Annotated in this window: 23 protein-coding genes; 13 read left to right on the forward strand and 10 right to left on the reverse strand. The window is 62.8% G+C overall.

The genetic code is table 11. From position 1 onward, the window contains the following. Positions 1–303: 303 nt before the first annotated feature. Complete coding sequence (locus ACIQLI_RS18655) at positions 304–564, reverse strand: hypothetical protein (protein WP_400391068.1); 261 nt, start codon at positions 562–564, stop codon at positions 304–306. Next, positions 557–826 carry a GlsB/YeaQ/YmgE family stress response membrane protein gene (locus ACIQLI_RS18660; RefSeq protein WP_089596629.1) on the reverse strand — a complete coding sequence of 90 codons (270 nt, stop codon included), beginning with the start codon at positions 824–826 and terminating at the stop codon, positions 557–559. The genes ACIQLI_RS18655 and ACIQLI_RS18660 overlap by 8 nt, the downstream gene beginning before the upstream one ends. Positions 827–1,411: 585 nt before the next feature. Here ACIQLI_RS18660 and ACIQLI_RS18665 point away from each other — a divergent pair. Then, positions 1,412–1,858, forward strand: a complete 447-nt coding sequence (locus ACIQLI_RS18665) for a hypothetical protein (RefSeq protein WP_400391071.1) — start codon at positions 1,412–1,414, stop codon at positions 1,856–1,858. Positions 1,859–1,882: 24 nt separating this feature from the next. Here ACIQLI_RS18665 and ACIQLI_RS18670 read toward each other — a convergent pair whose 3' ends face one another. Further along, complete coding sequence (locus ACIQLI_RS18670; protein ID WP_354232566.1) at positions 1,883–2,611, reverse strand: alpha/beta hydrolase; 729 nt, start codon at positions 2,609–2,611, stop codon at positions 1,883–1,885. Between the two features lie 9 nt (positions 2,612–2,620). After that, the gene (locus tag ACIQLI_RS18675) at positions 2,621–3,223 is read right to left on the reverse strand and encodes a YdeI family protein (RefSeq protein ID WP_400391075.1); all 603 of its coding nucleotides are present in this window, start codon (positions 3,221–3,223) and stop codon (positions 2,621–2,623) included. Positions 3,224–3,407: 184 nt separating this feature from the next. Between ACIQLI_RS18675 and ACIQLI_RS18680 the strand changes: the two genes are divergently transcribed. From ACIQLI_RS18680 to ACIQLI_RS18710, 7 genes are all read left to right on the forward strand, one after another. Next, positions 3,408–4,919 (forward strand): fumarylacetoacetate hydrolase family protein, encoded by a 1,512-nt coding sequence (locus ACIQLI_RS18680; protein ID WP_400391078.1) that lies wholly within the window; start codon positions 3,408–3,410, stop codon positions 4,917–4,919. Continuing rightward, the gene (locus ACIQLI_RS18685) at positions 4,912–5,598 is read left to right on the forward strand and encodes a GntR family transcriptional regulator (RefSeq protein WP_354232563.1); all 687 of its coding nucleotides are present in this window, start codon (positions 4,912–4,914) and stop codon (positions 5,596–5,598) included. The genes ACIQLI_RS18680 and ACIQLI_RS18685 overlap by 8 nt, the downstream gene beginning before the upstream one ends. A gap of 35 nt (positions 5,599–5,633) precedes the next feature. Next, positions 5,634–7,145 carry a 5-carboxymethyl-2-hydroxymuconate semialdehyde dehydrogenase gene (hpaE, locus tag ACIQLI_RS18690; protein ID WP_400391081.1) on the forward strand — a complete coding sequence of 504 codons (1,512 nt, stop codon included), beginning with the start codon at positions 5,634–5,636 and terminating at the stop codon, positions 7,143–7,145. 104 nt (positions 7,146–7,249) lie between these two features. Beyond that, complete coding sequence (gene hpaD / locus ACIQLI_RS18695; protein ID WP_400391084.1) at positions 7,250–8,347, forward strand: 3,4-dihydroxyphenylacetate 2,3-dioxygenase; 1,098 nt, start codon at positions 7,250–7,252, stop codon at positions 8,345–8,347. A gap of 3 nt (positions 8,348–8,350) precedes the next feature. Continuing rightward, a complete protein-coding gene (gene hpaH / locus ACIQLI_RS18700; RefSeq protein WP_172325102.1) occupies positions 8,351–9,136 on the forward strand; it encodes a 2-oxo-hept-4-ene-1,7-dioate hydratase in 786 nt (261 codons plus the stop codon). Continuing rightward, on the forward strand, positions 9,121–9,924 hold the full coding sequence (locus ACIQLI_RS18705; protein WP_354232560.1) for an HpcH/HpaI aldolase/citrate lyase family protein: 804 nt from the start codon (positions 9,121–9,123) through the stop codon (positions 9,922–9,924). The genes hpaH and ACIQLI_RS18705 overlap by 16 nt, the downstream gene beginning before the upstream one ends. 66 nt (positions 9,925–9,990) lie before the next feature. Beyond that, positions 9,991–10,428 (forward strand): hypothetical protein, encoded by a 438-nt coding sequence (locus ACIQLI_RS18710; protein ID WP_400391088.1) that lies wholly within the window; start codon positions 9,991–9,993, stop codon positions 10,426–10,428. Here the strand turns inward: ACIQLI_RS18710 and ACIQLI_RS18715 are convergent, their stop codons facing one another. The 5 genes from ACIQLI_RS18715 to purB form a co-directional block, all read right to left on the reverse strand. Beyond that, positions 10,429–10,782 (reverse strand): nuclear transport factor 2 family protein, encoded by a 354-nt coding sequence (locus ACIQLI_RS18715; RefSeq protein ID WP_400391091.1) that lies wholly within the window; start codon positions 10,780–10,782, stop codon positions 10,429–10,431. It abuts the gene before it with no gap. A 67-nt stretch (positions 10,783–10,849) separates the two neighbouring features. Next, complete coding sequence (locus ACIQLI_RS18720) at positions 10,850–11,284, reverse strand: acyl-CoA thioesterase (protein ID WP_400391094.1); 435 nt, start codon at positions 11,282–11,284, stop codon at positions 10,850–10,852. Between the two features lie 153 nt (positions 11,285–11,437). After that, on the reverse strand, positions 11,438–11,941 hold the full coding sequence (locus ACIQLI_RS18725) for a GNAT family N-acetyltransferase (protein ID WP_089596605.1): 504 nt from the start codon (positions 11,939–11,941) through the stop codon (positions 11,438–11,440). Positions 11,942–12,126: 185 nt separating this feature from the next. Next, complete coding sequence (locus ACIQLI_RS18730; RefSeq protein ID WP_400391097.1) at positions 12,127–12,789, reverse strand: histidine phosphatase family protein; 663 nt, start codon at positions 12,787–12,789, stop codon at positions 12,127–12,129. A gap of 286 nt (positions 12,790–13,075) precedes the next feature. After that, positions 13,076–14,482, reverse strand: coding sequence for an adenylosuccinate lyase (gene purB / locus ACIQLI_RS18735; protein ID WP_400391100.1), 1,407 nt, complete (start codon positions 14,480–14,482; stop codon positions 13,076–13,078). A 165-nt stretch (positions 14,483–14,647) separates the two neighbouring features. On the opposite strand from purB, the gene ACIQLI_RS18740 reads away from it, so the two are divergent. After that, on the forward strand, positions 14,648–14,959 hold the full coding sequence (locus ACIQLI_RS18740) for a hypothetical protein (protein WP_400391103.1): 312 nt from the start codon (positions 14,648–14,650) through the stop codon (positions 14,957–14,959). Between the two features lie 95 nt (positions 14,960–15,054). Then, positions 15,055–16,311, forward strand: coding sequence for a hypothetical protein (locus ACIQLI_RS18745; RefSeq protein WP_400391106.1), 1,257 nt, complete (start codon positions 15,055–15,057; stop codon positions 16,309–16,311). A gap of 21 nt (positions 16,312–16,332) precedes the next feature. Here the strand turns inward: ACIQLI_RS18745 and ACIQLI_RS18750 are convergent, their stop codons facing one another. Continuing rightward, positions 16,333–16,761 (reverse strand): phage holin family protein, encoded by a 429-nt coding sequence (locus ACIQLI_RS18750; RefSeq protein ID WP_089596594.1) that lies wholly within the window; start codon positions 16,759–16,761, stop codon positions 16,333–16,335. Between the two features lie 72 nt (positions 16,762–16,833). Here ACIQLI_RS18750 and ACIQLI_RS18755 point away from each other — a divergent pair, with 72 nt between their 5' ends. From ACIQLI_RS18755 to ACIQLI_RS18765, 3 genes are all read left to right on the forward strand, one after another. Then, on the forward strand, positions 16,834–17,952 hold the full coding sequence (locus ACIQLI_RS18755) for a histidinol-phosphate transaminase (protein WP_400391109.1): 1,119 nt from the start codon (positions 16,834–16,836) through the stop codon (positions 17,950–17,952). Between the two features lie 149 nt (positions 17,953–18,101). After that, a complete protein-coding gene (pdhA, locus tag ACIQLI_RS18760) occupies positions 18,102–19,295 on the forward strand; it encodes a pyruvate dehydrogenase (acetyl-transferring) E1 component subunit alpha (protein WP_354516345.1) in 1,194 nt (397 codons plus the stop codon). Continuing rightward, the gene (locus ACIQLI_RS18765; RefSeq protein WP_400391113.1) at positions 19,295–20,275 is read left to right on the forward strand and encodes an alpha-ketoacid dehydrogenase subunit beta; all 981 of its coding nucleotides are present in this window, start codon (positions 19,295–19,297) and stop codon (positions 20,273–20,275) included. The genes pdhA and ACIQLI_RS18765 overlap by 1 nt, the downstream gene beginning before the upstream one ends. Positions 20,276–20,336 lie beyond the last annotated feature (61 nt).

Genomic DNA, 20,336 nt, shown 5'->3' on the forward strand with positions numbered 1-20,336 from the left:
TCGTTGTGTTTCCCTGCCGTGTCTTCATTCCTGCCCTTGACGCTACGCAGGGACGGGGGCCGTTGCCCCACCTATCCATGCCCGAAAATATCAGGGCCTCACGCCGCCTCGTGAGTTGGCGCTTTCCCCCCCCGCGAGTTGGCACTTAACCCCCATCCTCGGGCAAAACATGGGCAGCAACTGCCAACCCGCAGGATCACTCCGGGGCCGGACTTAACGCAAGGACCCGGAGGCTGCGGCTGCAGCACTCCGGGTCCTTGGTGTTATTCAGTTACAGCCGGTTCAGTGTCAACCGGTTCATACTTACGGGCGACTTGAGCCAGATGCTTCTTCATCCGGTTCGGATGAGAAGGGCCGGTCCTCAGGGGTGTCTTCCGTGTTGTGCTCGTCCAGTTCAGCGTCGGCCGACGGGACCGCCTTCTCGGCGTAGTCCCCTGCGGTGTAGTCGCCTCCGGCGTCTTCCTTCAGGGTCTCCGGGGATACCCCGGAATCGCCGTAGTTGCCCTCGGAGTACTGGCCTTCGAGTTCGTCGCCGTTGGCGTCGCGGTGCTGGTTGTTAGCCATGGTGGGTCCTGCGGCTGGTGACCAGGCCGTAGATCAGCAGCACGATGATGGAGCCGCCGATAGCCAGGAGCCACGTGGTCAGGGAGAAGAATTCCTGGAGACCCGTACCGAAGATCAGGCCACCGATCCAGCCGCCCAGGAGAGCGCCGACGACGCCCAACAGGAGGGTGATCAGCCAGCCGCCACCCTGGCGGCCCGGAAGGATAAGTTTAGCGATAGCGCCGGCCAGAAGACCGAGCAGAAGAAAACCAAAGAAACCCATTTTTGGTCCTACTTTCTTGTTGATGGAAATTCCATGAACGTGATGAAGCGAGTAAGTTCACCGGGTGCCTGTTCCGAGGTTTAGGCACCGTAATGGGGCCCCTGGAGGCCCTATGGAATGTGGGGAGTGGAACTGTTTATGCAACCCCGATGAATTTATGAAATACAGCCAATAAAGCACTCCTGCCGATTGGGTCGATCTCGGTACTACACCAGTAACGCTAGCGGCTCCCGGGGCTAGTAGCAAGTAACCTGACTATTAGCTCAACCTTGCTTGCGGGCCTGAAATGCCGGGGATCCGCGCCCCAGCGGCTCTTGAGGCGGTCCGCTGCGCCCTTCGCGGCGTGCTTGATTTTCCCGTCGGACTGCTGGAGGTCCGGCCCGGATTGCCCGCCGCGGTCCCCGGCTTGGATGCCCCTGTCCCCGGTGCTGCTTCCCGCGGTTATTCGCTGGCTGGCTTAGCATTTACTCCAAATGTCCTATTTCGGCAAATTACTATTGAACTTGTCGTCATCAATGGGCAGGTGACAGGCCATGCCCGCCGGGACTAGTGTCGAAGAATACCGCCTCGAAAGGAGTGATTCCTGTGAAAGGGAAAGCATTGTTCGCCGTTGGAGTGGCTGTCGGCTACGTCTGGGGATCCAAGTCCTGGCCGGAGGTGTATCGGCGTCTCCGCGGAGGCACTGAAAAGGTCTGGAAGAATCCAGACGTCCAGGAGAACGTCCACCATGCCACTGAAGCTGTCCAGGAGTCGGTTCCGGACATCCTGGACAACCTCTATGAGGCCGGCAAAAAGCTGATGGAGAAGGCCGAGGCCATGTTCCCCGGCATTTCCTCGCCGAAGACGGACCAGCGGTCCGGTCCCTCACATACCAGCAGCTCTTCCACCGGCCCTACTGTCACCACCGTTCCCACGGTCAAATCCGACGTCGTGTCGGACCCGGCCCGGGATGACACCACCGGAAGTGACTGGACGGATGAGGGTGGCGCGGCGCCGGAGGGGCCCGCTACAAACACGCCGCCCAAGGCCTGAAGCCCCGGACGGAAGACTGCAGCGTCAGGTCAGGGCCGACGTCGGGGGCTGCTTGGCGCGCTCCACCGCGGTCAGGATCGCCTCCCCCAGTTCCTTCGGCTTGGTGAATTGCGGCCAGTGGCCCGTGGGAAGGTCGATGTAGTCCACGTCCCGGATCCGTGCGAGCTCGGCGGTGAACGGGTGCCCGGCGTCCATCCATTCCTTGAGGAGCGAGGACGGGAACTGGCACGCGATGATGGTGGCCGGAACGTCGTACCGGCGGACGTCGCTCAGGTGCTGCTGGTCGAGTGCCACTCCCTTGGGCTCGGGGATGGCGCGGGTGCGGAAAGCTGCCTTCAGGTCATCGGTAAGGTCAACCAGGTCTTCGTCTTCGAACGCCTCCCACGGCGGCAGCGGGATGTCGTCGCCGTCCTCGGGCAGTTCATCATTGATGACCCCGCCCTCGCCAAGCGGTCCGCTGTCCACATAGATGGCGCGGGCCACGCGGCCGGGGCGGGCATCCGCCACGCCGTGGATGATGGCGCCGCCGCCGGAGTGGCCTACCAGGACGACGTTGCCCTCCAGCGAGTCCACTTTTGCCACCACGGCGTCGATGTGTGTGCGAAGACCTATGCCTGCGCGTGGTGCATCTGGAGATTCCAAGCCGGGGAGGGTCAGTGGGTGAACTGTGTGTCCGGCTGCTTCAAGCGGCGGCGTCACCTCCTCCCACGACGACGCGTCCAACCAGAAACCGGGTACAAGGATGATGTCCATGCCGGTACCCTACGGGAGGCCACCGACAGTATGTAAGGGTGGTTGGTTTCCTCCCGCCAGCTTCTGCACTGCCTTCGCGAGGATTTTGTCGCGGGACTCGGGAGTGCGGGCCTTCAGGACCTGAAGGATGATGAGGTAGCGATCGGTCTTGCCCAGCCGTTCAAAGGACTCCTTGGCTGCCGGGTTTGCTGCCAGTGCCGCTTCAAGGTCCCCGGGCACCTCAGCGTTGGCCTGCGAAACGTAGGCGGCCTCCCACCGTCCATCGGCTTTGGCGGCCTCTATCTCCGCGAACCCCGCAGGCTGCATGCGCCCCGCCTCGATGAGGAGGGCCACTTTGCCCACGTTCACCTGCGACCAGGTGCTCCGGGCGCGGCGCCGCGAATACCTCTGCAGAAACGTCTTCACGTCATGCCCCCTGCGTTGGCCATCGATCCAGCCGAAACAGAGGGCGCCGTCCAAAGCGTCCTGAATGTCTATGAGCCCTGTGCCCGCATTCTTCTTGCCGATCACCAGCCACGCTTCGGTATGGGTGGCGTGATGCGCTGCGAGCCATTCCTCCCACTCCGCGCCGCTGGCAAACCTCAGCAACTCCGGTTCGTTCTCCCGCTCCATGCCTCACCTTCCCACTGCCGGCACCCAACTACCTCGCAATAGTGGCTGGTTTGGGGGGGGCTCGTAACAACCACTAATGTCAGTCAGTTGGGTTCCGGAAGGGGGTTGACGTGGGTCACATCCACGGTTCATAGTTATCGTATACGATTTCGTACCTGATGCAGCTCGAGGAAAAGGAGGCGCCGTGACACTGGAGTTCCGGACCCAGGAAGTCAGCCAGGACATGCTGGCCCGGACGCGCAAAGTCGTTGCCGTCCACATCAACTACCCCAGCCGCGCGGCCCAGCGCGGACGCACTCCTGAGCAGCCGTCGTACTTCCTGAAGCCGTCCTCGTCATTGGCGCTCGGTTCCACGGATGCTCCCGGAACGGTTGAGCGTCCCGCCGGTTGTGAACTGCTGGGCTACGAGGGCGAAATCGCCTTGGTGATCGGCAAGACCGCCCGTCGCGTAGGGCTGGACGACGCGTGGAGCCATGTCGAGTGGGTCACGGCGTCCAACGACCTCGGTGTGTACGACCTCCGGTACGCAGACAAGGGCTCCAACGTCCGGTCCAAGGGCGGCGACGGTTTCACCCCCGTTGGCCCCGCACTGATCCCGGCCGACGCCGTTGACCCGGCCCGGCTGCGGATCCGTACCTGGCACAACGGAGACCTTGTCCAGGACGACACCACCGAGGACCTGCTCTTCCCCTTCGCCCAACTCGTCGCGGACCTTTCCCAGCTGCTCACCCTCGAAGAGGGCGACATCATCCTCACCGGAACCCCCGCCGGTGCCTCCGTTGCCAAGCCCGGCGACGTCGTCGAGGTTGAGGTCACCGGTGGTGTCTTCAGCAGCGGCCGTCTGGCCACCACAGTCACGGAAGGCACGACGCCGTTCGCGGACTTTGGTGCCCGGCCCAAGACTGATGACACCCAGCGGGAAGAGGCGTATGGATCCCGGGAAGCCGCTGGTCTGGAGGCAGCAGGACCGGAGGCTGCCGCAAGTGTCCTGACGCCGGAGCTCAAGGCGAAGCTGGAGTCCGTCGCCACCGCCACCCTGTCCTCCCAGCTCCGCAAGCGCGGGCTGAACAACGTGAGTATCGACGGCCTGCAGGCCACCCGCCCGGACCGCAAGGTGGTGGGCCTGGCCCGGACCCTGCGCTATGTGCCCAACCGCGAGGACCTCTTCAAGTCCCACGGCGGCGGCTTCAACGCCCAGAAGCGGGCCATCGACTCCGTCAACGAGGGCGAAATCCTGGTGATGGAAGCCCGCGGCGAGAAGGGCACCGGCACAGTGGGTGACATCCTGGCACTGCGGGCCCAGGTCCGCGGGGCTGCTGCCATCATCACCGACGGCGGCGTCCGCGACTACTCGGCAGTGGCTGACCTGGAGATGCCCACCTATTTCGCGAACCCGCACCCCGCAGTGCTGGGGCGCCGGCACATTCCCTGGGACACGGACATTACCATCGCCTGCGGTGGAGCCACGGTCCAGCCGGGGGACATCATCGTGGCCGATTCGGACGGCATCCTGGTGATGCCGCCGGCCATCGCCGAGGAACTGGTAGAGGACTGCATTCAGCAGGAGAAGGAAGAGACGTTCATCTTCCAGATGGTCCAGAAAGGCAACAGCGTTGATGGGCTGTACCCGATGAACAAGGAATGGCAGGCACGCTTCCAGGAGTGGCAAAGCCGGCAAGGAGCCCACAGTGACTGAAACCGCCGTCGGAAGTACCGCCGTCGAAAACGCCGGAGCCCAAAGCAAATCTCAGCAGGCGTATGCCGCCGTCAAAGCGCGCATCGTGGAGGGCGCTTATACGCCGGGTTACCGGTTGGTGCTCGCCAAGATTGCCGAGGATTTGGGCTTCAGCGTGGTCCCGGTCCGCGAAGCGATCCGCCGCCTGGAAGCCGAAGGTCTGGTGAAGTTCGAGCGGAACGTGGGCGCCACGGTGTCCGGAATCGACCCCACCGAATACCTCTACACCATGCAGACCCTGAGCATCGTGGAAGGGGCTGCCACGGCGTTGTCCGCACCGCTGATCGACTCGGTCTCCATTGCCCGGGCGCGTGCGGTGAACGAGGAAATGCGGGAGTGCCTGGAGCACTTTGATCCCGTCCGGTTCACCGCCTTGAACCAGGACTTCCACAGTGTCCTTTTTGAGCACTGCCCCAACCCGCACATTCTTGACCTGGTCCACCGGGGCTGGAACCGGCTGGCCTCCATCCGGTCCTCGACCTTCCGGTTCGTCCCGGGCCGCGCGCAGGAATCGGTACGCGAACACGAAGCTTTGCTGCAGCTCATCGAGAGCGGTGCAGACGCCGACACCATCGAAAAAGCAGCCCGCCAGCACCGCGCTTCCACGTTGGACGCGTACCTGGCCCAAGCCAAGCAATAACTACCAACCACTGATCGCTAGTTAGGACTTCAACGATGACGACCTCAGTAGAGACCGCCAAGCACTTCATCCCCGAGAACCTGCCGTCCCACATCCAGCACTTCATCAATGGCGAGTTTGTCGATTCGGTATCCGGCAAGACCTTTGACGTCCTGGACCCGGTATCCAACGGCAACTACGCCACGGCTGCCGCCGGCCAGAAGGAAGATATCGACCTCGCCGTCGCCGCGGCCCGTGAAGCGTTCGTCAACGGCCCTTGGCCGAAGATGAAGCCCCGCGAACGCGCCCGGGTGCTGAACAAGATCGCCGACGCCGTCGAGGCCCAGGAAGCTCGCCTCGCCGAGCTGGAGACGTTCGATACCGGCCTGCCGATCACCCAGGCCAAGGGCCAGGCGCTCCGAGCCGCCGAGAACTTCCGCTTCTTCGCCGACCTGATCGTGGCGCAGTTCGACGACGCCATGAAGGTCCCAGGCTCGCAGATCAACTACGTGAACCGGAAGCCGATCGGCGTCGCAGGCCTGATCACGCCGTGGAACACCCCGTTCATGCTCGAGTCCTGGAAGCTCGCCCCGGCACTGGCCACAGGCAACACCGTAGTGCTGAAGCCTGCCGAATTCACGCCGCTCTCCGCCTCGCTCTGGGCGCAGATCTTCAAGGATGCGGGCCTGCCCGACGGCGTGTTCAACCTGGTCAACGGCCTGGGCGAAGAAGCCGGCGACGCCTTGGTGAAGCACCCGGACGTGCCGCTGATCTCCTTCACCGGCGAGACCACCACGGGCCAGACCATCTTCCGCAACGCCGCAGCCAACCTCAAGGGCCTGTCCATGGAGCTCGGCGGCAAGTCCCCGTGCGTCGTGTTCGCCGACGCCGACCTGGATGCCGCGATCGATTCGGCGCTGTTCGGGGTGTTCTCCCTCAACGGCGAACGCTGCACCGCCGGTTCCCGCATCCTGGTTGAGCGGGCCATCTACGACGAATTCTGCGAAAAGTATGCTGCCCGTGCCAAGAACATTGTGGTGGGCGATCCCCACGATCCCAAGACCCAGGTGGGTGCGCTGGTCCACCCGGAGCACTACAACAAGGTGGCTTCATACGTGGAGATCGGCAAGTCCGAGGGCAGGCTCCTGGCTGGCGGCGGCCGACCTGACCACCTGCCCGAAGGCAACTACATCGCACCCACGGTGTTTGCCGACGTCGCCCCTGACGCGCGGATCTTCCAGGAGGAAATCTTCGGTCCCGTCGTGGCCATCACGCCCTTCGAGAACGACGACGAAGCCCTCGCCTTGGCCAACAACACCAAGTACGGCCTGGCGGCCTATATCTGGACCCAGAACCTGAACCGGGCCCACAACTTCTCCCAGAACGTGGAGGCCGGGATGGTGTGGCTCAACAGCCACAACGTCCGCGATCTCCGTACCCCGTTCGGTGGCGTCAAGGCCTCGGGCCTGGGCCATGAGGGCGGCTACCGTTCCATCGACTTCTACACCGACCAGCAGGCCGTGCACATCACGCTCGGATCCGTTCACACCCCTAAATTCGGCGCCTAAACTCGGAGTTTTTGTACAGATAACGCCCCTAAAACCCATCCTAAAGGGCCGTATCTGTACAAAAACTCCATCCAAATGACCCCTTTCAACGAAGAGAGAATCCCATGAGCACCCCCTTCACCGGCCCCATCCCCACTCCCACAATCCCGGCACCGGACATCGTCCGCTGCGCCTACCTGGAACTCGTGGTCACGGACCTGGCCAAATCCCGCGCCTTCTACGTGGACCTCCTGGGCCTGCACGTCACTGAGGAAGATGAAAACACCATCTACCTGCGCTCCTTCGAGGAGTTCATCCACCACAACCTGGTCCTTCGCAAGGGCCCGGTCGCAGCCGCCGCAGCATTCGCCTACCGCGTGAAGTCCCCGGCCGAAGTGGACGCCGCCGAGGCTTACTACCGCGAACTGGGCTGCCGTGTGGAGCGCCGCAAGGAAGGCTTCACCAAGGGTGTTGGAGACTCCGTCCGCGTGGAAGATCCGCTGGGCTTCCCGTACGAGTTCTTCTACGACGTTGAGCACGTGGAACGCCTTACCCAGCGCTACGACCTCTACTCCGCCGGCGAACTGGTCCGCCTGGACCACTTCAACCAGGTCACGCCGGACGTCCCGCGCGGCCGCAAGTACCTCGAAGACCTCGGCTTCCGCGTCTCCGAGGACATCAAGGATTCCGACGGTGTCACATACGCCGCGTGGATGCACCGCAAGCAGACTGTGCACGATACCGCCTTGACCGGTGGCAACGGACCCCGCCTGCACCACATCGCGTTCTCAACGCATGAGAAGCACAACATCATCCAGATCTGCGACAAGATGGGCGCCCTGCGCATCTCCGACCGCATCGAACGCGGCCCCGGACGCCACGGGGTGTCCAACGCGTTCTACCTCTACATCCTGGACCCGGACGGCCACCGCGTGGAGATCTACACCCAGGACTACTACACGGGTGACCCGGACAACCCCACGGTCACCTGGGACGTCCATGACAACCAGCGCCGCGACTGGTGGGGCAACCCCGTGGTCCCGTCCTGGTACACGGAAGCCTCTCTGGTCCTGGACCTCGACGGCAACCCGCAGCCCATCATCGAACGCGAGGATAAGTCGGAAATGGCCGTCACCGTGGGCGCCGACGGCTTCTCCTACACCCGCCCCTCCGGCGGCTCTGATGAAGCAGCCGAAGGCTTCAAGCTCGGAGCGCAGGTCTAAGCCATGCTGGACGCGAAGACGATCGAAGCCATTGCCGACGAGCTCCTCGAAGCCGGGCGTTCCCGTACGCCGGTCCCACGCCTCACCGCCCGCTATCCAGACATGACGGTGGAGGATTCCTACGCCGTGCAGCAGCTGTGGATGCGGCGGAACGAGGAAGCCGGACGCACGTTGGTGGGGCGGAAGATCGGCCTCACGTCCAAGGCCATGCAGGCCGCCACAGGCATCACCGAGCCGGACTACGGTGCCATTTTCGATGACATGGTCCTCGAAACCGGCTGCTCCGTGGAGTGGGACAAGTACACCCATCCCCGGGTTGAGGTGGAGTTGGCGTTTGTGTTGAAGTCAGGCCTCAAGGGGCCCGGCTGCACCATTTTTGATGTCCTCAACGCCACCGATTACGTGGTTCCGGCCCTCGAGATCCTGGACTCCAGGATCGAAATGGAGGGCCGGACCATCGTGGACACCATCTCGGACAATGCCGCGATGGGCGCCATGGTGGTGGGTGGCCGCCCGGTGCGGCCGGACGCCGTGGACCTCCGTTGGGTGTCTGCCATCCTGTACAAAAACCAGACCGTGGAAGAGACCGGAGTGGCCGCCGGAGTGCTGGACCATCCGGCCAACGGCGTGCATTGGCTGGCCAACAAAATCGCCGCCCATGGGGACTCCATGAAAGCCGGAGATATCATCCTGGCGGGCTCGTTTACCCGCCCCCTGTGGGTGTACAAAGGTGATACCGTGCACGCTGACTACGGACCGTTGGGAGTTGTGACATGCCACTTCAGCTAGGCCCCACTTTCTTCTCGGCACTCACCGAGGCGGGCCGGCCGCTCGCCGGCATGTGGGTATGTTCCGGTAGCCCCTTGGTCGCGGAAATCTGCGCCGGCTCCGGCTTGGACTGGGTCCTGATCGACGCCGAGCACAGCCCCAATGGCCTGGAGTCCATCCTGGCCCAGCTTCATGCCGTGAGCGGCTATCCGGTGCAGGCCATGGTCCGGCCACCCGTCAACGACACCGTGGTCATCAAGCAATACCTGGACCTCGGTGTGCAGAACCTGCTCATCCCCATGGTGAACTCGGCGTTTGAGGCTGCCTCCGCGGTGGCTGCTGTCCGGTATCCGCCACATGGGGTCCGCGGGGTTGGCTCGGCGTTGGCCCGGGCGTCCCGCTGGAACCGGGTTCCCGACTATTTGGCGTCGGCCTCGGAATCCATCAGCCTCACGGTCCAGATCGAATCCGAGGCTGCGGCGTCGGCGGTGGAAGAAATCCTGGCCGTCGACGGTGTTGACGGCATTTTCCTCGGACCCTCGGACCTCGCCGCTTCCATGGGCCTGCTGGGACAGCAGGAAAATCCCTTGGTGAGGGCCGTCGTCGAGCATTGCCTTGAAGCCGCCAAAGCGGCCGGAAAGCCGGCGGGCGTGAACGCCTTCAACGAGTCAACCGCGCGGGCGTATCTCGACGCCGGTGCCTCCTTTGTGCTGGTCGGCGCCGATGTCGCTGTGCTGGCCCGCGCCTCGGAAGGGTTCGCATCAACGTTCATTCCCGTGTCCGAAACGGCTGACCGCGAAAGCTACTGACCTGTTCCTGTCCGGGGAAGCCGGTGGGCTAGGCTCGTTGGAACGAGAGCCTGAGGGGGCAGAGCCGTGAATCGTCGTGGGTTGGCTGTTATTGCCGTAGTTGCCATGCTCGGACTGGCCGGTTGTTCGTCGTCGACGGGTCCGGACGTCCTGGCGCGGGAAGCGACGGCGGAGGACGAGCTTCCGGAGACCGTGAGCCTTATCAGTGTGGGCACGGACATCAAGCCGGGGTCAGCCCGGTTGCTGACAACGTACGACGACGTGGAGTACTTCGCTGCCAAGAGTTCCACCGGCGGGTCCGCCTGCCTGATTTCGGTGCCTGTAGGACTCCCGGGGCGATGGAGGGCAGGTTGCGCAGCGTTAGCGACCGGCGAGGAAATCGTCACCCTGACTGGCTTTGACGATTCACAAGCGACGCTTATCAACGATGGCGTGGATCCCGGCCAGGCGAAATACGACGGCTGGACCCAGATCCACCCCAACGTCCTGTACAAATCCCGCTAGCTATGGGCGGGCCATGTACCATTCCGTGAATTCGCGGGCTCGGCCGTCCTCAGCAAACCTGATGACCCACAGGTTGTCGTAAGTGGGTTCCCCGTTCAGGTACGTGGTCAGGCCTTGGACGAACGCTGTGTCACCGTCCTTGCCCAGGAGGGTCCATTCGAAGGTCCAGTCCTCAGGCTTGTCACCGGCGTCCGCCCACGCCTTCACGATTTCCTCGTGGCCGTTCCATGGTTTCGCCGTGTTGGGGCGGTCGTTGTAGACGGCGTCCTCGGTGAAGAGCGCCCTGATTTCTGCAGGGTCGTTTGAGGTCCACGCGCGTTCGTACTGGTCCATCCAAGAGTTCACGTCGCTCATCCCTCCGTTCTACCCTGCTGCTGGGCCGGGTTCAACGGGTGGGCAGCCTATGGTCGTGACGACTCGATCAGTCCTCGTCCAGCGTTTCGGTCAGGTGGTGCGTGGGGATACGGTCCCGATCGTACGTAATTTCCGTGTAGCCGTGTGGCTGCGGACGTCCATCGGTGCCCAGGTTCACGAAGACGATTTCCTCGATGGTCAGGATGGGCCGGCGGGTGATCATGTTGCGGACTTCGGCGCGCATGGTCAGGGAGGTACGGCCGAAGCGCTTGGCCGTCAGCCCCATCTCGACCAAGTCGCCCTGCACGGCCGAGCTCACAAAGTTGATCTCGGAGATGTACTTGGTGACGGCCCGGCCATTGCCCAGTTGGAGGATGGCGTAAATCGCGGCCTCTTCGTCGATCCACTTCAGCAGGCTGCCACCAAAGAGCGTGCCGTTGGCGTTGAGGTCCTCGGGCCGCACCCATTTGCGGGTGCGAAAGGTGATGTCTGCTTTTTCCATAATCCGAGATTATCGAACTGCGGCGGCTGCTGCTTGATATTGCGCCCAGAACAGCCGCCCAGCGCCGATACTGCCATGTCCACGATGCCCATGGATTGCGTCCCGGTGTGGCAATCGCAATCCCGAACACCCACTCCAGCCGCGCCCGCCCGGTTACGCCATGGCTGTGTGCGATGCGCTGTGGGAGTCGATCCTCTTGGAGTAGCAATACGATTCGGTGACGCCAACATATGGGCCGAAATTCGGTACCGCAGCAAAACCGGCGCTCTCGTAGAAGCTTCGACCGTCAGACTGGGCCGACCCCGCCTCGGCCGCGATGACGCTGAACCCGTGGGAATGCGCCTGGGCTTCAAGCGCGGCCAGGATGGAGCTCGCGACTCCCGAACCACGGGCATAGGGGACCACGTATAGCCTCTTGATTTCCGCAGTCTTCTCGTCGAGCATCCTGAGCCCGCCGCATCCCAGCGGTTGACCTGAGCATTTCTCGTACGCCACCACAAAAACGGCGGTATCTGCTTCCGACGGCGGAGGCCCGGGCTCATGGTCCGTACTGCCGAACCGTGCATCGAGTTCAGCCTGTTGGGCGGCCCGGAGGTCAGCACCCACGGGGTTGGCCCATGTGACCTGCCGGATGTTGAGCCGTGGGTTGGTCTGCATCTTGCCTCTTTTCGCCGGGTTTCGGGGAGGTGTCTATGCGTCTTAAGCCTAGGGAGCTGCGGTTACCACGGTGTTTCCTGCGCGTAAGCGTCGGGAGAATTGCTGCCCTTTCCTGCGTTGTGAGGCCCGCTCTGCGCACTCCGGAGGCGTTATGGGGCGCAGAGCAGGCCTCACAACGCCAAAAATCAGGGCCGACGAGCCTCGCCCGTGGGGTCCTCTGCGGTTCGGTCGGCCAACGCCATTCCGCCCACAGGGATCTGGTCCCAGTGCAGCACCTTCCATCCATTCCGGGGGTCGCCTTCGAGAGCCACGATTCCAGTGTTCGGGAGTTGATGGGCTTGAGCGAAAACAGTGTCGATGTCCGTCGCCCGGCGTCCCGCCCAGCAGCGGATCGCGGCACCATGGCTGACGATCGCGGCAGTGGAGTGACCGGCGGACGCAACTTCCTCCACGGACGCATCAAACCGGGCGAAGAAGTCGTGTCCAGTGAAAGCGCCCGGCATCCGTACGTCCAAGTCGCCGTCCGTCCAGGCAAAGACTGTGCTCATGTAGCGGAGGTGCGACTCATGGTCTGTTTTCTTCTCCAAGGCGCCCGCTTCAATCTCGTGGACCCCTTTCAGAATGGCCGGCTCCAAGCCTGTGGACTTCGCCAAAGGAGCGACAGTCCGCTGGGTGCGCAGCAGCGTTGAGGTGTAGAGCGCTTCGATGGCTTCGTCCGCCAGCGCATCCGGGAGGGCCGCTGCCTGGCGCTCACCGAGTTCTGTCAGTCCCGGTCCTGGAAAGGCGGTGTCCAGTTGGCCGGCAACATTTCCGGGCGTTTGTCCGTGCCTGATCAACAGGAGCTTCATGGGTGCTCCGCTCCTTACGTCGTCACTGATCCGTTTCCACAGAGGGTGGTGCGGTCATACGCGCCCGCCGCACTGGCTTCGCCGGCTGTGCTGGTTTGCGCTGGCTGCATCAGGCCCCTCCTCATGAATTCCCAGCCAATCAGCCACTCAAGCACTGGAAGGAGCCGACACGCCGTGTCACAGAACTCCACGCTCGCTCGCGCTAGGGAAGCCGGGAGAAACGCGGTTAACGCCGACGGCGGGCCCAGGCACCCAGCCGCGGCCCGCCGTCGTCGTGCGTTTGGTCTTACTGAAGGTGGTCCACCAACTTGTCGGCGATGCCCGTGTACTTGCCCGGGGTCAGGGCGAGCAGGCGTGCCTCAGCGTCGGCGGAGAGGCCAAGCCCCTGCACGAATTCCTGCATTCGGGCGCCGTCCACACGCTGGCCGCGGGTGAGGTCCTTCAGCCGTTCGTAGGGGTTTTCCATGCCTTCGACGCCGGCAATGGCCTCTGCGCGCATGACCATCTGGATGGCTTCACCCAGGACTTCCCAGTTGGTGTCGAGGTCGCCGGCGAGGACTTCCTCGGCGACGTCGAGGGCTTTGAGGCCCTTGGCGACGTTGGAGATGGCCAGCAGCGAGTGGCCGAAAGCGACGCCGATGTTGCGCTGCGACGATGAATCCGTCAGGTCGCGCTGCCAGCGGGAGGTCACCAGCGTGGCACCCAGGGTGTCCAGGAGGCCGTTGGAGATTTCGAGGTTGGCTTCCGCGTTCTCAAAACGGATCGGGTTGACCTTGTGCGGCATGGTGGAGGAACCCGTGGCGCCGGCAACCGGGATCTGGCGGAAGTAGCCGATGGAGATGTAGCTCCAGATGTCCGTGCAAACGTTATGCAGGATGCGGTTGAAGCGCGCGATGTCGGCGTAGAGCTCGGCCTGCCAGTCGTGGCTTTCGATCTGCGTGGTGAGTGGGTTCCACGTAAGGCCCAGGCCTTCAACGAACGTCTTGGCGACGGCTTCCCAGTCAGCACTCGGGACCGACGCGACGTGGGCGGCATAGGTGCCGGTGGCGCCGTTGATCTTGCCCAGGAACTCGGTCTTGGCTATGCGTGCCAGTTGGCGGTTCAGGCGGTGGGCGATGACCGCCAGTTCCTTGCCAAGCGTGGTGGGAGTGGCGGGCTGGCCATGGGTGCGGGACAGCATGGGCACAGCGCGGTTCTCTTCCGCCATGGCCTCGATCTGCTGGACGAGGGCGGCGGCGTTCGGGAGCCACACGTTCTCCACTGCGCCCTTGATGCCAACGGCATAGGAGAGGTTGTTGATGTCTTCCGACGTGCAGCCAAAGTGCACCATGGCGGTGAGATTCTCGATGCCAATCGCGGGCAGGCGGCGGCCGATGTAGTACTCCACGGCTTTGACGTCGTGGACAGTAACAGCCTCGATCTCGGCGAGTTCGTTGACCGATGCGGCGTTGAAATCGGTGACGATGGCACGCAGCTGCGCGATTTGCCCGTCGGACAGTGGACCGGCGCCGGGCAGTACGGACTGGCTGGTCAGGTGGATGAGCCACTCGACTTCGACGTGAACGCGATCGCGGTTGAGGGCAGCCTCGGACAAGTAGTCCACGAGGGGCGCGACGGCGGCACGGTAGCGGCCGTCGAGGGCGCCGAGGGCGAGGGGTTCGGAAGCGAGGGACACGCGAGGGGATTCAGCCATGGTGCCTATTCTTTCATGTTCCGCAAAGGTGCCCGAGCCGGTGACGACGCTATGTGGACGGCTCCAGGGTTATCCACATACGCGACGTCGTCGCTTCCGTTGGGTTCTGGCGCTCCGTAGCGTCGAACCTACCGATCAGCAGAACAATCGATGGAGTATACGGACATGAGCGTCGGCTTGATGCCTGCAGCCAACCCGCCCACTTTCGACCCCCTGGAGTGTGCCTCCCGAAGCCACGAAGTCCAACGGCTCGCTTGGCGCATCAAGACGTGCGTGGACCAAGTGGACGCTGTTCTGACGTCCCTGCGGAGAACCCAAATGGAAGATTGGCAGTCTCCTGCCGGACGCGCCTACCGGACAACCATTGCCCTGCATGCTTCCGCGCTGATGCGTGCCCGTGAGGCCATGGACACCGCCGCTGCCTTGGTGTTGCGTCATTCCCAGAGCGTTTCAGTTTCCGGTGAGAGGGGCCGGTAATGGCCGATTCAGCTCCAGTGGGAGCCGGTGAAGCGCCACAACCCCTACCGCCGGCGCCGGACGGAATTCTCACCATACGGGGCGGGTTAGGAGGGATGTCTTTCCAGTTGGAGGAACTTCTGCGGGGCGCAACGCAGCTCGATGACGTAGTCCAACAGCTCCTGGGTATTGAAGATGAGGCGCGTCGGGTACAGGACGACCTGGAACCGTACCTGTACGAGTCCCTCGACACCGCCCGCATTGCCGCCGACGCTATTACCGGGAGCCGGAGGGACGTGGCGCAAGTGCGTCAGGAGTTGGTTGAGGTCAGCGCGAGTGTTCGGGCCAGCCACCGGGATTACGAGGTTGTAGAAGCAGGCAACGGCTTCCGGCAGGAACTGCGTCTGGATGAGCTAAGGATCTCCGGGGCAGCCTGGGTCCTTGGCCGGGACTTGACGCATAACTTCTTCAGGGGATTCATGGTTCCACCGTGGACGAACACGAGGGATATCCTCCACGGCATTCTGGAGTCGCCGCTCTTGGAAGCCCTACAACCCAGAGACGTCAGGGTTGAGAAAGTTGAGCAGGCTGTAGAACGTGTGGAGCCTTCAATGGCAGAAAGCCTTCGTCGGCTCGAGAGGCTTCACGCCAGGAACAGCGGCGAGATTGAGGTCATCGAGTTCGAACAGGACGGCTCGTCGTCGTGGATGGTGCTGATACCAGGGACCCAACCCAACTCGCCCAACACGAACCCGCTCGATATTCAGGGCATCGGCGAGGCTGTTGCCTACGATTCGGAGGAAGTAATTCCGGCCGTTGGCCAGGCCCTTCGCGAGGCCGGGGCGGAAGCCGGAGACCACGTTGTGGCGGTAGGGCACAGCCAAGGAGGCGTGCATGCCATGAACCTCAGCCAGAACCAGGCATTTCTCAGCGAGTTCGACCTCAAATATGTGCTGACAGCCGGAGCCCCCGTCGGCGGTATTACCCCCGAGCCAGGCATCACTTCACTCCATTTGGAACATATGCAGGACTGGGTCCCGGGAACAGACGGCCAAGTAAACGCCGACACGAAAGACAGGGTGACGGTGTCGCTGACAGACGAGGTCAGGACACCCGAAGGACAGGACGCAGGCCTTGGCCCGGGACACGATCAGGAGAACTACGCGGCAGGAGCAGAGCTGGTTGCCGCAAGCCACGACGAGTCGCTGGTCGCTTCGACCGCCGTATTCGCGGGAGTTGTGGGCGCCGGCGGGGTAGCAAAAGTGACGCGTTTCAGGATGGAAAGGGCGCCGATGCCGGTTTCGCGGTTGGCGCTGAAACCGGTATCCCCGCAGACGGTTCAGGACACGAAGAAGGGGGCCGGAACGCGGTAGGTGCGCTGCTGCTCGCTGCTGCTACCGTTTGCGGGCTCCAGGTATCAGGCCTGCCACCATCGAGATGATGCTGATGATGAGCGAGGCCAGAATGGCTGTCCAGAAGAACGAGTCGAGGGTGAGGTGTACTGGCGTGAACGAGCTCAGCCAGGCAGTGAGGTACAGCATCGCCGCGTTGATCACGATGGTGAACAGGCCAAGCGTGACGATGGTTACCGGGAGGGACAGCAGCCTGACCAGAGGGCGGACGACCGCGTTCACTACACCAAAGATCAGTCCTATGAACAAGTACGCCAGGATGATGCCGGCGGTGTCTGCCCCTTGGGTGAGTCCTGCATTGGTGGCGGCCTTCTCTGTGGCGCTTGTGGTGATATCCATGCCTTGCAGGAGCCAGGTGGCCACCCACAGGGCAAGCCCGTTAATGAGGACGCGAATGATGAATGAACCCATGAGGCCATGCTTTCATACGGAGCCGTTAATCAGCTCAGCATTGGCTAGAAGCAGCCAAGTAGGCTTGAAGCCATGACTACTACTGACAACGCACCGGAGGGCGTACTCCCTCGACCGGTCGTGGACAGGCTACCGAAGTACGCGGCAGGTAAACCCCCCGCTGCGATTGAGGGCCTCACCAGCTACAAACTGTCGTCCAACGAAAACCCGCTGCCTCCGATTCCTGCAGTGTTGCAGGCAATTGCTGACCAGTCCGATATCAACCGCTACCCAGATCCACTCGCCACCAAGCTGCGAACCGCTCTTGCCGGCTTCCTCGATGTTCCCGCCGACGATGTCGTCACTGGTGCGGGCAGCCTTGGAGCGCTGAACCAGATTCTCGCAACCTTTGCCGGGCAGAACGACGACGGCAAGCAGGACGAGGTCATCTACGCGTGGCGTTCTTTCGAGGCATACCCCATCTGTGTCGGCCTCGCAGGTGCCGCCAGTGTCCAGATCCCATTGCTGGCTGACGGACGGCACGACCTCGAGACCATGGCCTCGGCCGTCACCGTCCGGACCAAGGTGATCCTCCTGTGCACCCCGAACAACCCCACAGGGCCCATCCTCACGGCAGAAGAAACTGAGCGCTTCATCCAGTCCGTACCCCCACATGTGGTGGTGGTCATCGATGAGGCGTATCAGGAGTTCGTTCGGGATTCAGGCGCGGTGGACGGCATCAAGTTGTACCGCAACTATCCCAACGTGGTGGTGCTGAGGACCTTCTCCAAGGCGCACGGACTGGCCGGGTTGAGGGTTGGATACAGCGTTTCGGGCCCCTTGCTCACGCAGCACCTCCGCGTCACCGCCACTCCTTTTGCAGTTTCCCAAATCGCAGAACGCGCCGCGGTTACCTCCATCGAGAATTTCGATCAGGTTGTGGAAAGGGTACAAAGGCTGGTGGACGAGCGGGACCGTGTAACAGCCGGCCTCCGGGACCTTGGGTGGTTTGTTCCTGAGGCTCAGGGAAACTTCGTGTGGCTGAATCTCGGAGAGCACAGTGGCGAGTTTGCGGCCTTGGCGGCAGAGCAAGCATTGTCCGTGCGGGCCTTCGCCAATGAGGGCGTTCGGGTAAGCATCGGTGAGGTCGAGGCCAACACCCGATTCTTGGAACTCTGTGCAGGTTATACAAAGGCGCCGCTGGGTTCCTAGCGGTTAACAAATGCGCCAACCCAACTTACTGCCGATAAAGTAAGGGACGAAAGCCAAAAATATGCCCGTTCCGGAATACATTCCGGAACGGGCATATATCCCAGCGACAGACATTGCCCGGCACCCGCCGTGGCAAGCAAGGAGACGGAATGGGCTCGACACAACTGCCCCCCGGGACGGAAGACACTCTCGCGGCAACCTCCGCGGCAGCAGCCGCGCCAGGCGAACCGGTGGAAATGGTTCAGTTGCTAGGCCCTGACGGAAAACTGGGTTCAGATCCAGTGTTCTCGGATTACGCCAAGCGCATCGATCCCGAGAAGTTGCGTGTTTTCTACACGGATATGGCCAGGATCCGTCGTTTCGACCAGGAAGCCACCGCCTTGCAGCGCCAGGGTGAGTTGGCGCTGTGGGTGCCGCTGACCGGTCAGGAAGCCGCGCAAATTGGTTCCGGCCATGCAAGCCAGCCCCAGGACTACATCTTCCCCACCTACCGCGAACACGGCGTCGCGCTGGTCCGCAACGTGGACCTCGCCGAGCTGCTCAAGCAGTTCCGCGGTGTGTCCAATGGTGGCTGGGATCCCCGCGAGAACAACTTCCACCTGTACACGCTGGTCCTTGCGGCCCAGACGCTGCACGCAGTTGGCTATGCCATGGGTATCCAGAGGGATCAGAAGCTCGCCGCAGCAACTGACTCCACAGACCCCAAAGCCGCAGTCATTGCTTACTTCGGTGACGGAGCCAGCTCAGAAGGCGACGTCCACGAGTCCATGGTCTTTGCTGCGTCCTACGACGCACCGGTGGTGTTCTTCTGCCAGAACAACCACTGGGCCATTTCCGTGCCCACCGAAGTCCAGACCAAGGTTCCGCTGGCCAATCGAGCCAAGGGCTACGGCTTCCCGGGAATCCGTGTGGACGGCAATGACGTCATCGCAGTCCACGCCGTCACCGAGTGGGCCTTGGAGCATGCCCGTGAAGGCCGCGGCCCGGTGCTGATCGAGGCGTACACCTACCGGGTGGGCGCACACACCACCGCTGATGACCCCACCAAATACCGCGAATCCGCAGAGGAAGCTGCCTGGCGCGAGAAGGATCCCCTGGACCGCCTGGAGAAATACCTGCGCGCCGAAGGGCTTGCGGACGAAGCATTCTTTGATCAGGTCAAAGCCGATGGCGATGAGCTGGCCAAGTATGTCCGCAGCACCACGCATGGCCTTGAAGTCCCGGACATCCGGGATGCGTTCGCCAGCGTCTACGCCGAACAACACCCTCTGATTGCGGAGGAACTGGCATGGTTCGAGGAGTACTCGGCCGGCTTCGAAAGCGATGAGGAGACAGCTCACTGATGGTAACCATGACCATTGCGAAGGCCATCAACGAGGGTCTCCGCGCATCGCTGACGAACAATCCCAAGTCCCTGCTCATGGGCGAGGACATCGGTCACCTTGGCGGCGTCTACCGCGTTACCGATGGGCTCATCAAGGAATTCGGCGACGAACGCGTCCTGGACACGCCGTTGGCCGAATCGGGCATCGTGGGTACGGCAATCGGATTGGCCCTGCGCGGCTATTCGCCGGTGTGTGAGATCCAGTTTGATGGCTTTGTCTACCCGGCCTTCAACCAGATCACCACGCAGCTGGCAAAGATCCATGCCCGCAGCCTCGGCAAACTCACCGTGCCTGTTGTCATCCGTATTCCGTACGGCGGCGGCATCGGCTCGATTGAGCACCACTCCGAGTCCCCGGAAGCCCTGTTCGCACACACCGCCGGCCTGCGCATCATCTCGCCGTCCAACGCCCACGATGCCTACTGGATGATCCAGAAAGCCATTGAGTGCCAGGATCCTGTCATCTTCTTCGAACCCAAGCGCCGCTACTGGCTCAAGGGTGAGGTGGACGTCGACAATGCCGGCCTTTCGGAGGATCCCTTCAAGGCGCACGTTGTCCGCGAGGGTACCGACGCCACCATCGTGGCCTACGGACCGTTGGTGCCCGTGGCCCTGGCGGCCGCCAATGCTGCCACCGAGGATGGACGGAGCATCGAGGTGATCGACCTCCGCTCCATCTCGCCCCTGGACTTCGACACCGTGGAAGCTTCGGTCAAGAAGACCGGCCGGCTGGTCGTCGCCCATGAGGCCCCCACCTTCGGAGGCATCGGAGGTGAGATCGCGGCACGTATCAGCGAGCGGGCGTTCCTGCACCTTGAAGCTCCCGTAATCCGGGTGGGCGGATTCCACATGCCCTATCCCGTTGCCAAGGTGGAAGAGGACTACTTGCCGGACATCGACAAGATCCTCGAAGCGCTCGACCGCTCCCTGGCCTACTAAAGCCCAAAGGCCTGCGAGCGCCCACCGGCCAATCCAACCGCCCTGATCCTGCCCGGCTTCG

This window comes from Paenarthrobacter sp. NPDC091669 (genome assembly GCF_044756725.1).
Classification (GTDB): Bacteria; Actinomycetota; Actinomycetes; order Actinomycetales; family Micrococcaceae; genus Arthrobacter; species Arthrobacter bambusae_C.

What these genes read in the sequence shown, in the direction of transcription:
- ACIQLI_RS18745 (WP_400391106.1), top strand. Translation starts at nt 15,055, where the DNA reads ATGTCTTTCCAGTTGGAGGAACTTCTGCGGGGCGCAACGCAGCTCGAT.
- hpaH (WP_172325102.1), top strand. Translation starts at nt 8,351, where the DNA reads ATGCTGGACGCGAAGACGATCGAAGCCATTGCCGACGAGCTCCTCGAA.
- ACIQLI_RS18655 (WP_400391068.1), bottom strand. Translation starts at nt 564, where the DNA reads ATGGCTAACAACCAGCACCGCGACGCCAACGGCGACGAACTCGAAGGC.
- ACIQLI_RS18730 (WP_400391097.1), bottom strand. Translation starts at nt 12,789, where the DNA reads ATGAAGCTCCTGTTGATCAGGCACGGACAAACGCCCGGAAATGTTGCC.
- ACIQLI_RS18750 (WP_089596594.1), bottom strand. Translation starts at nt 16,761, where the DNA reads ATGGGTTCATTCATCATTCGCGTCCTCATTAACGGGCTTGCCCTGTGG.
- ACIQLI_RS18670 (WP_354232566.1), bottom strand. Translation starts at nt 2,611, where the DNA reads ATGGACATCATCCTTGTACCCGGTTTCTGGTTGGACGCGTCGTCGTGG.
- ACIQLI_RS18715 (WP_400391091.1), bottom strand. Translation starts at nt 10,782, where the DNA reads ATGAGCGACGTGAACTCTTGGATGGACCAGTACGAACGCGCGTGGACC.
- ACIQLI_RS18675 (WP_400391075.1), bottom strand. Translation starts at nt 3,223, where the DNA reads ATGGAGCGGGAGAACGAACCGGAGTTGCTGAGGTTTGCCAGCGGCGCG.
- hpaD (WP_400391084.1), top strand. Translation starts at nt 7,250, where the DNA reads ATGAGCACCCCCTTCACCGGCCCCATCCCCACTCCCACAATCCCGGCA.
- ACIQLI_RS18740 (WP_400391103.1), top strand. Translation starts at nt 14,648, where the DNA reads ATGAGCGTCGGCTTGATGCCTGCAGCCAACCCGCCCACTTTCGACCCC.
- ACIQLI_RS18720 (WP_400391094.1), bottom strand. Translation starts at nt 11,284, where the DNA reads ATGGAAAAAGCAGACATCACCTTTCGCACCCGCAAATGGGTGCGGCCC.
- ACIQLI_RS18725 (WP_089596605.1), bottom strand. Translation starts at nt 11,941, where the DNA reads ATGCAGACCAACCCACGGCTCAACATCCGGCAGGTCACATGGGCCAAC.
- ACIQLI_RS18660 (WP_089596629.1), bottom strand. Translation starts at nt 826, where the DNA reads ATGGGTTTCTTTGGTTTTCTTCTGCTCGGTCTTCTGGCCGGCGCTATC.
- purB (WP_400391100.1), bottom strand. Translation starts at nt 14,482, where the DNA reads ATGGCTGAATCCCCTCGCGTGTCCCTCGCTTCCGAACCCCTCGCCCTC.
- ACIQLI_RS18755 (WP_400391109.1), top strand. Translation starts at nt 16,834, where the DNA reads ATGACTACTACTGACAACGCACCGGAGGGCGTACTCCCTCGACCGGTC.
- pdhA (WP_354516345.1), top strand. Translation starts at nt 18,102, where the DNA reads ATGGGCTCGACACAACTGCCCCCCGGGACGGAAGACACTCTCGCGGCA.
- hpaE (WP_400391081.1), top strand. Translation starts at nt 5,634, where the DNA reads ATGACGACCTCAGTAGAGACCGCCAAGCACTTCATCCCCGAGAACCTG.
- ACIQLI_RS18705 (WP_354232560.1), top strand. Translation starts at nt 9,121, where the DNA reads ATGCCACTTCAGCTAGGCCCCACTTTCTTCTCGGCACTCACCGAGGCG.
- ACIQLI_RS18765 (WP_400391113.1), top strand. Translation starts at nt 19,295, where the DNA reads ATGGTAACCATGACCATTGCGAAGGCCATCAACGAGGGTCTCCGCGCA.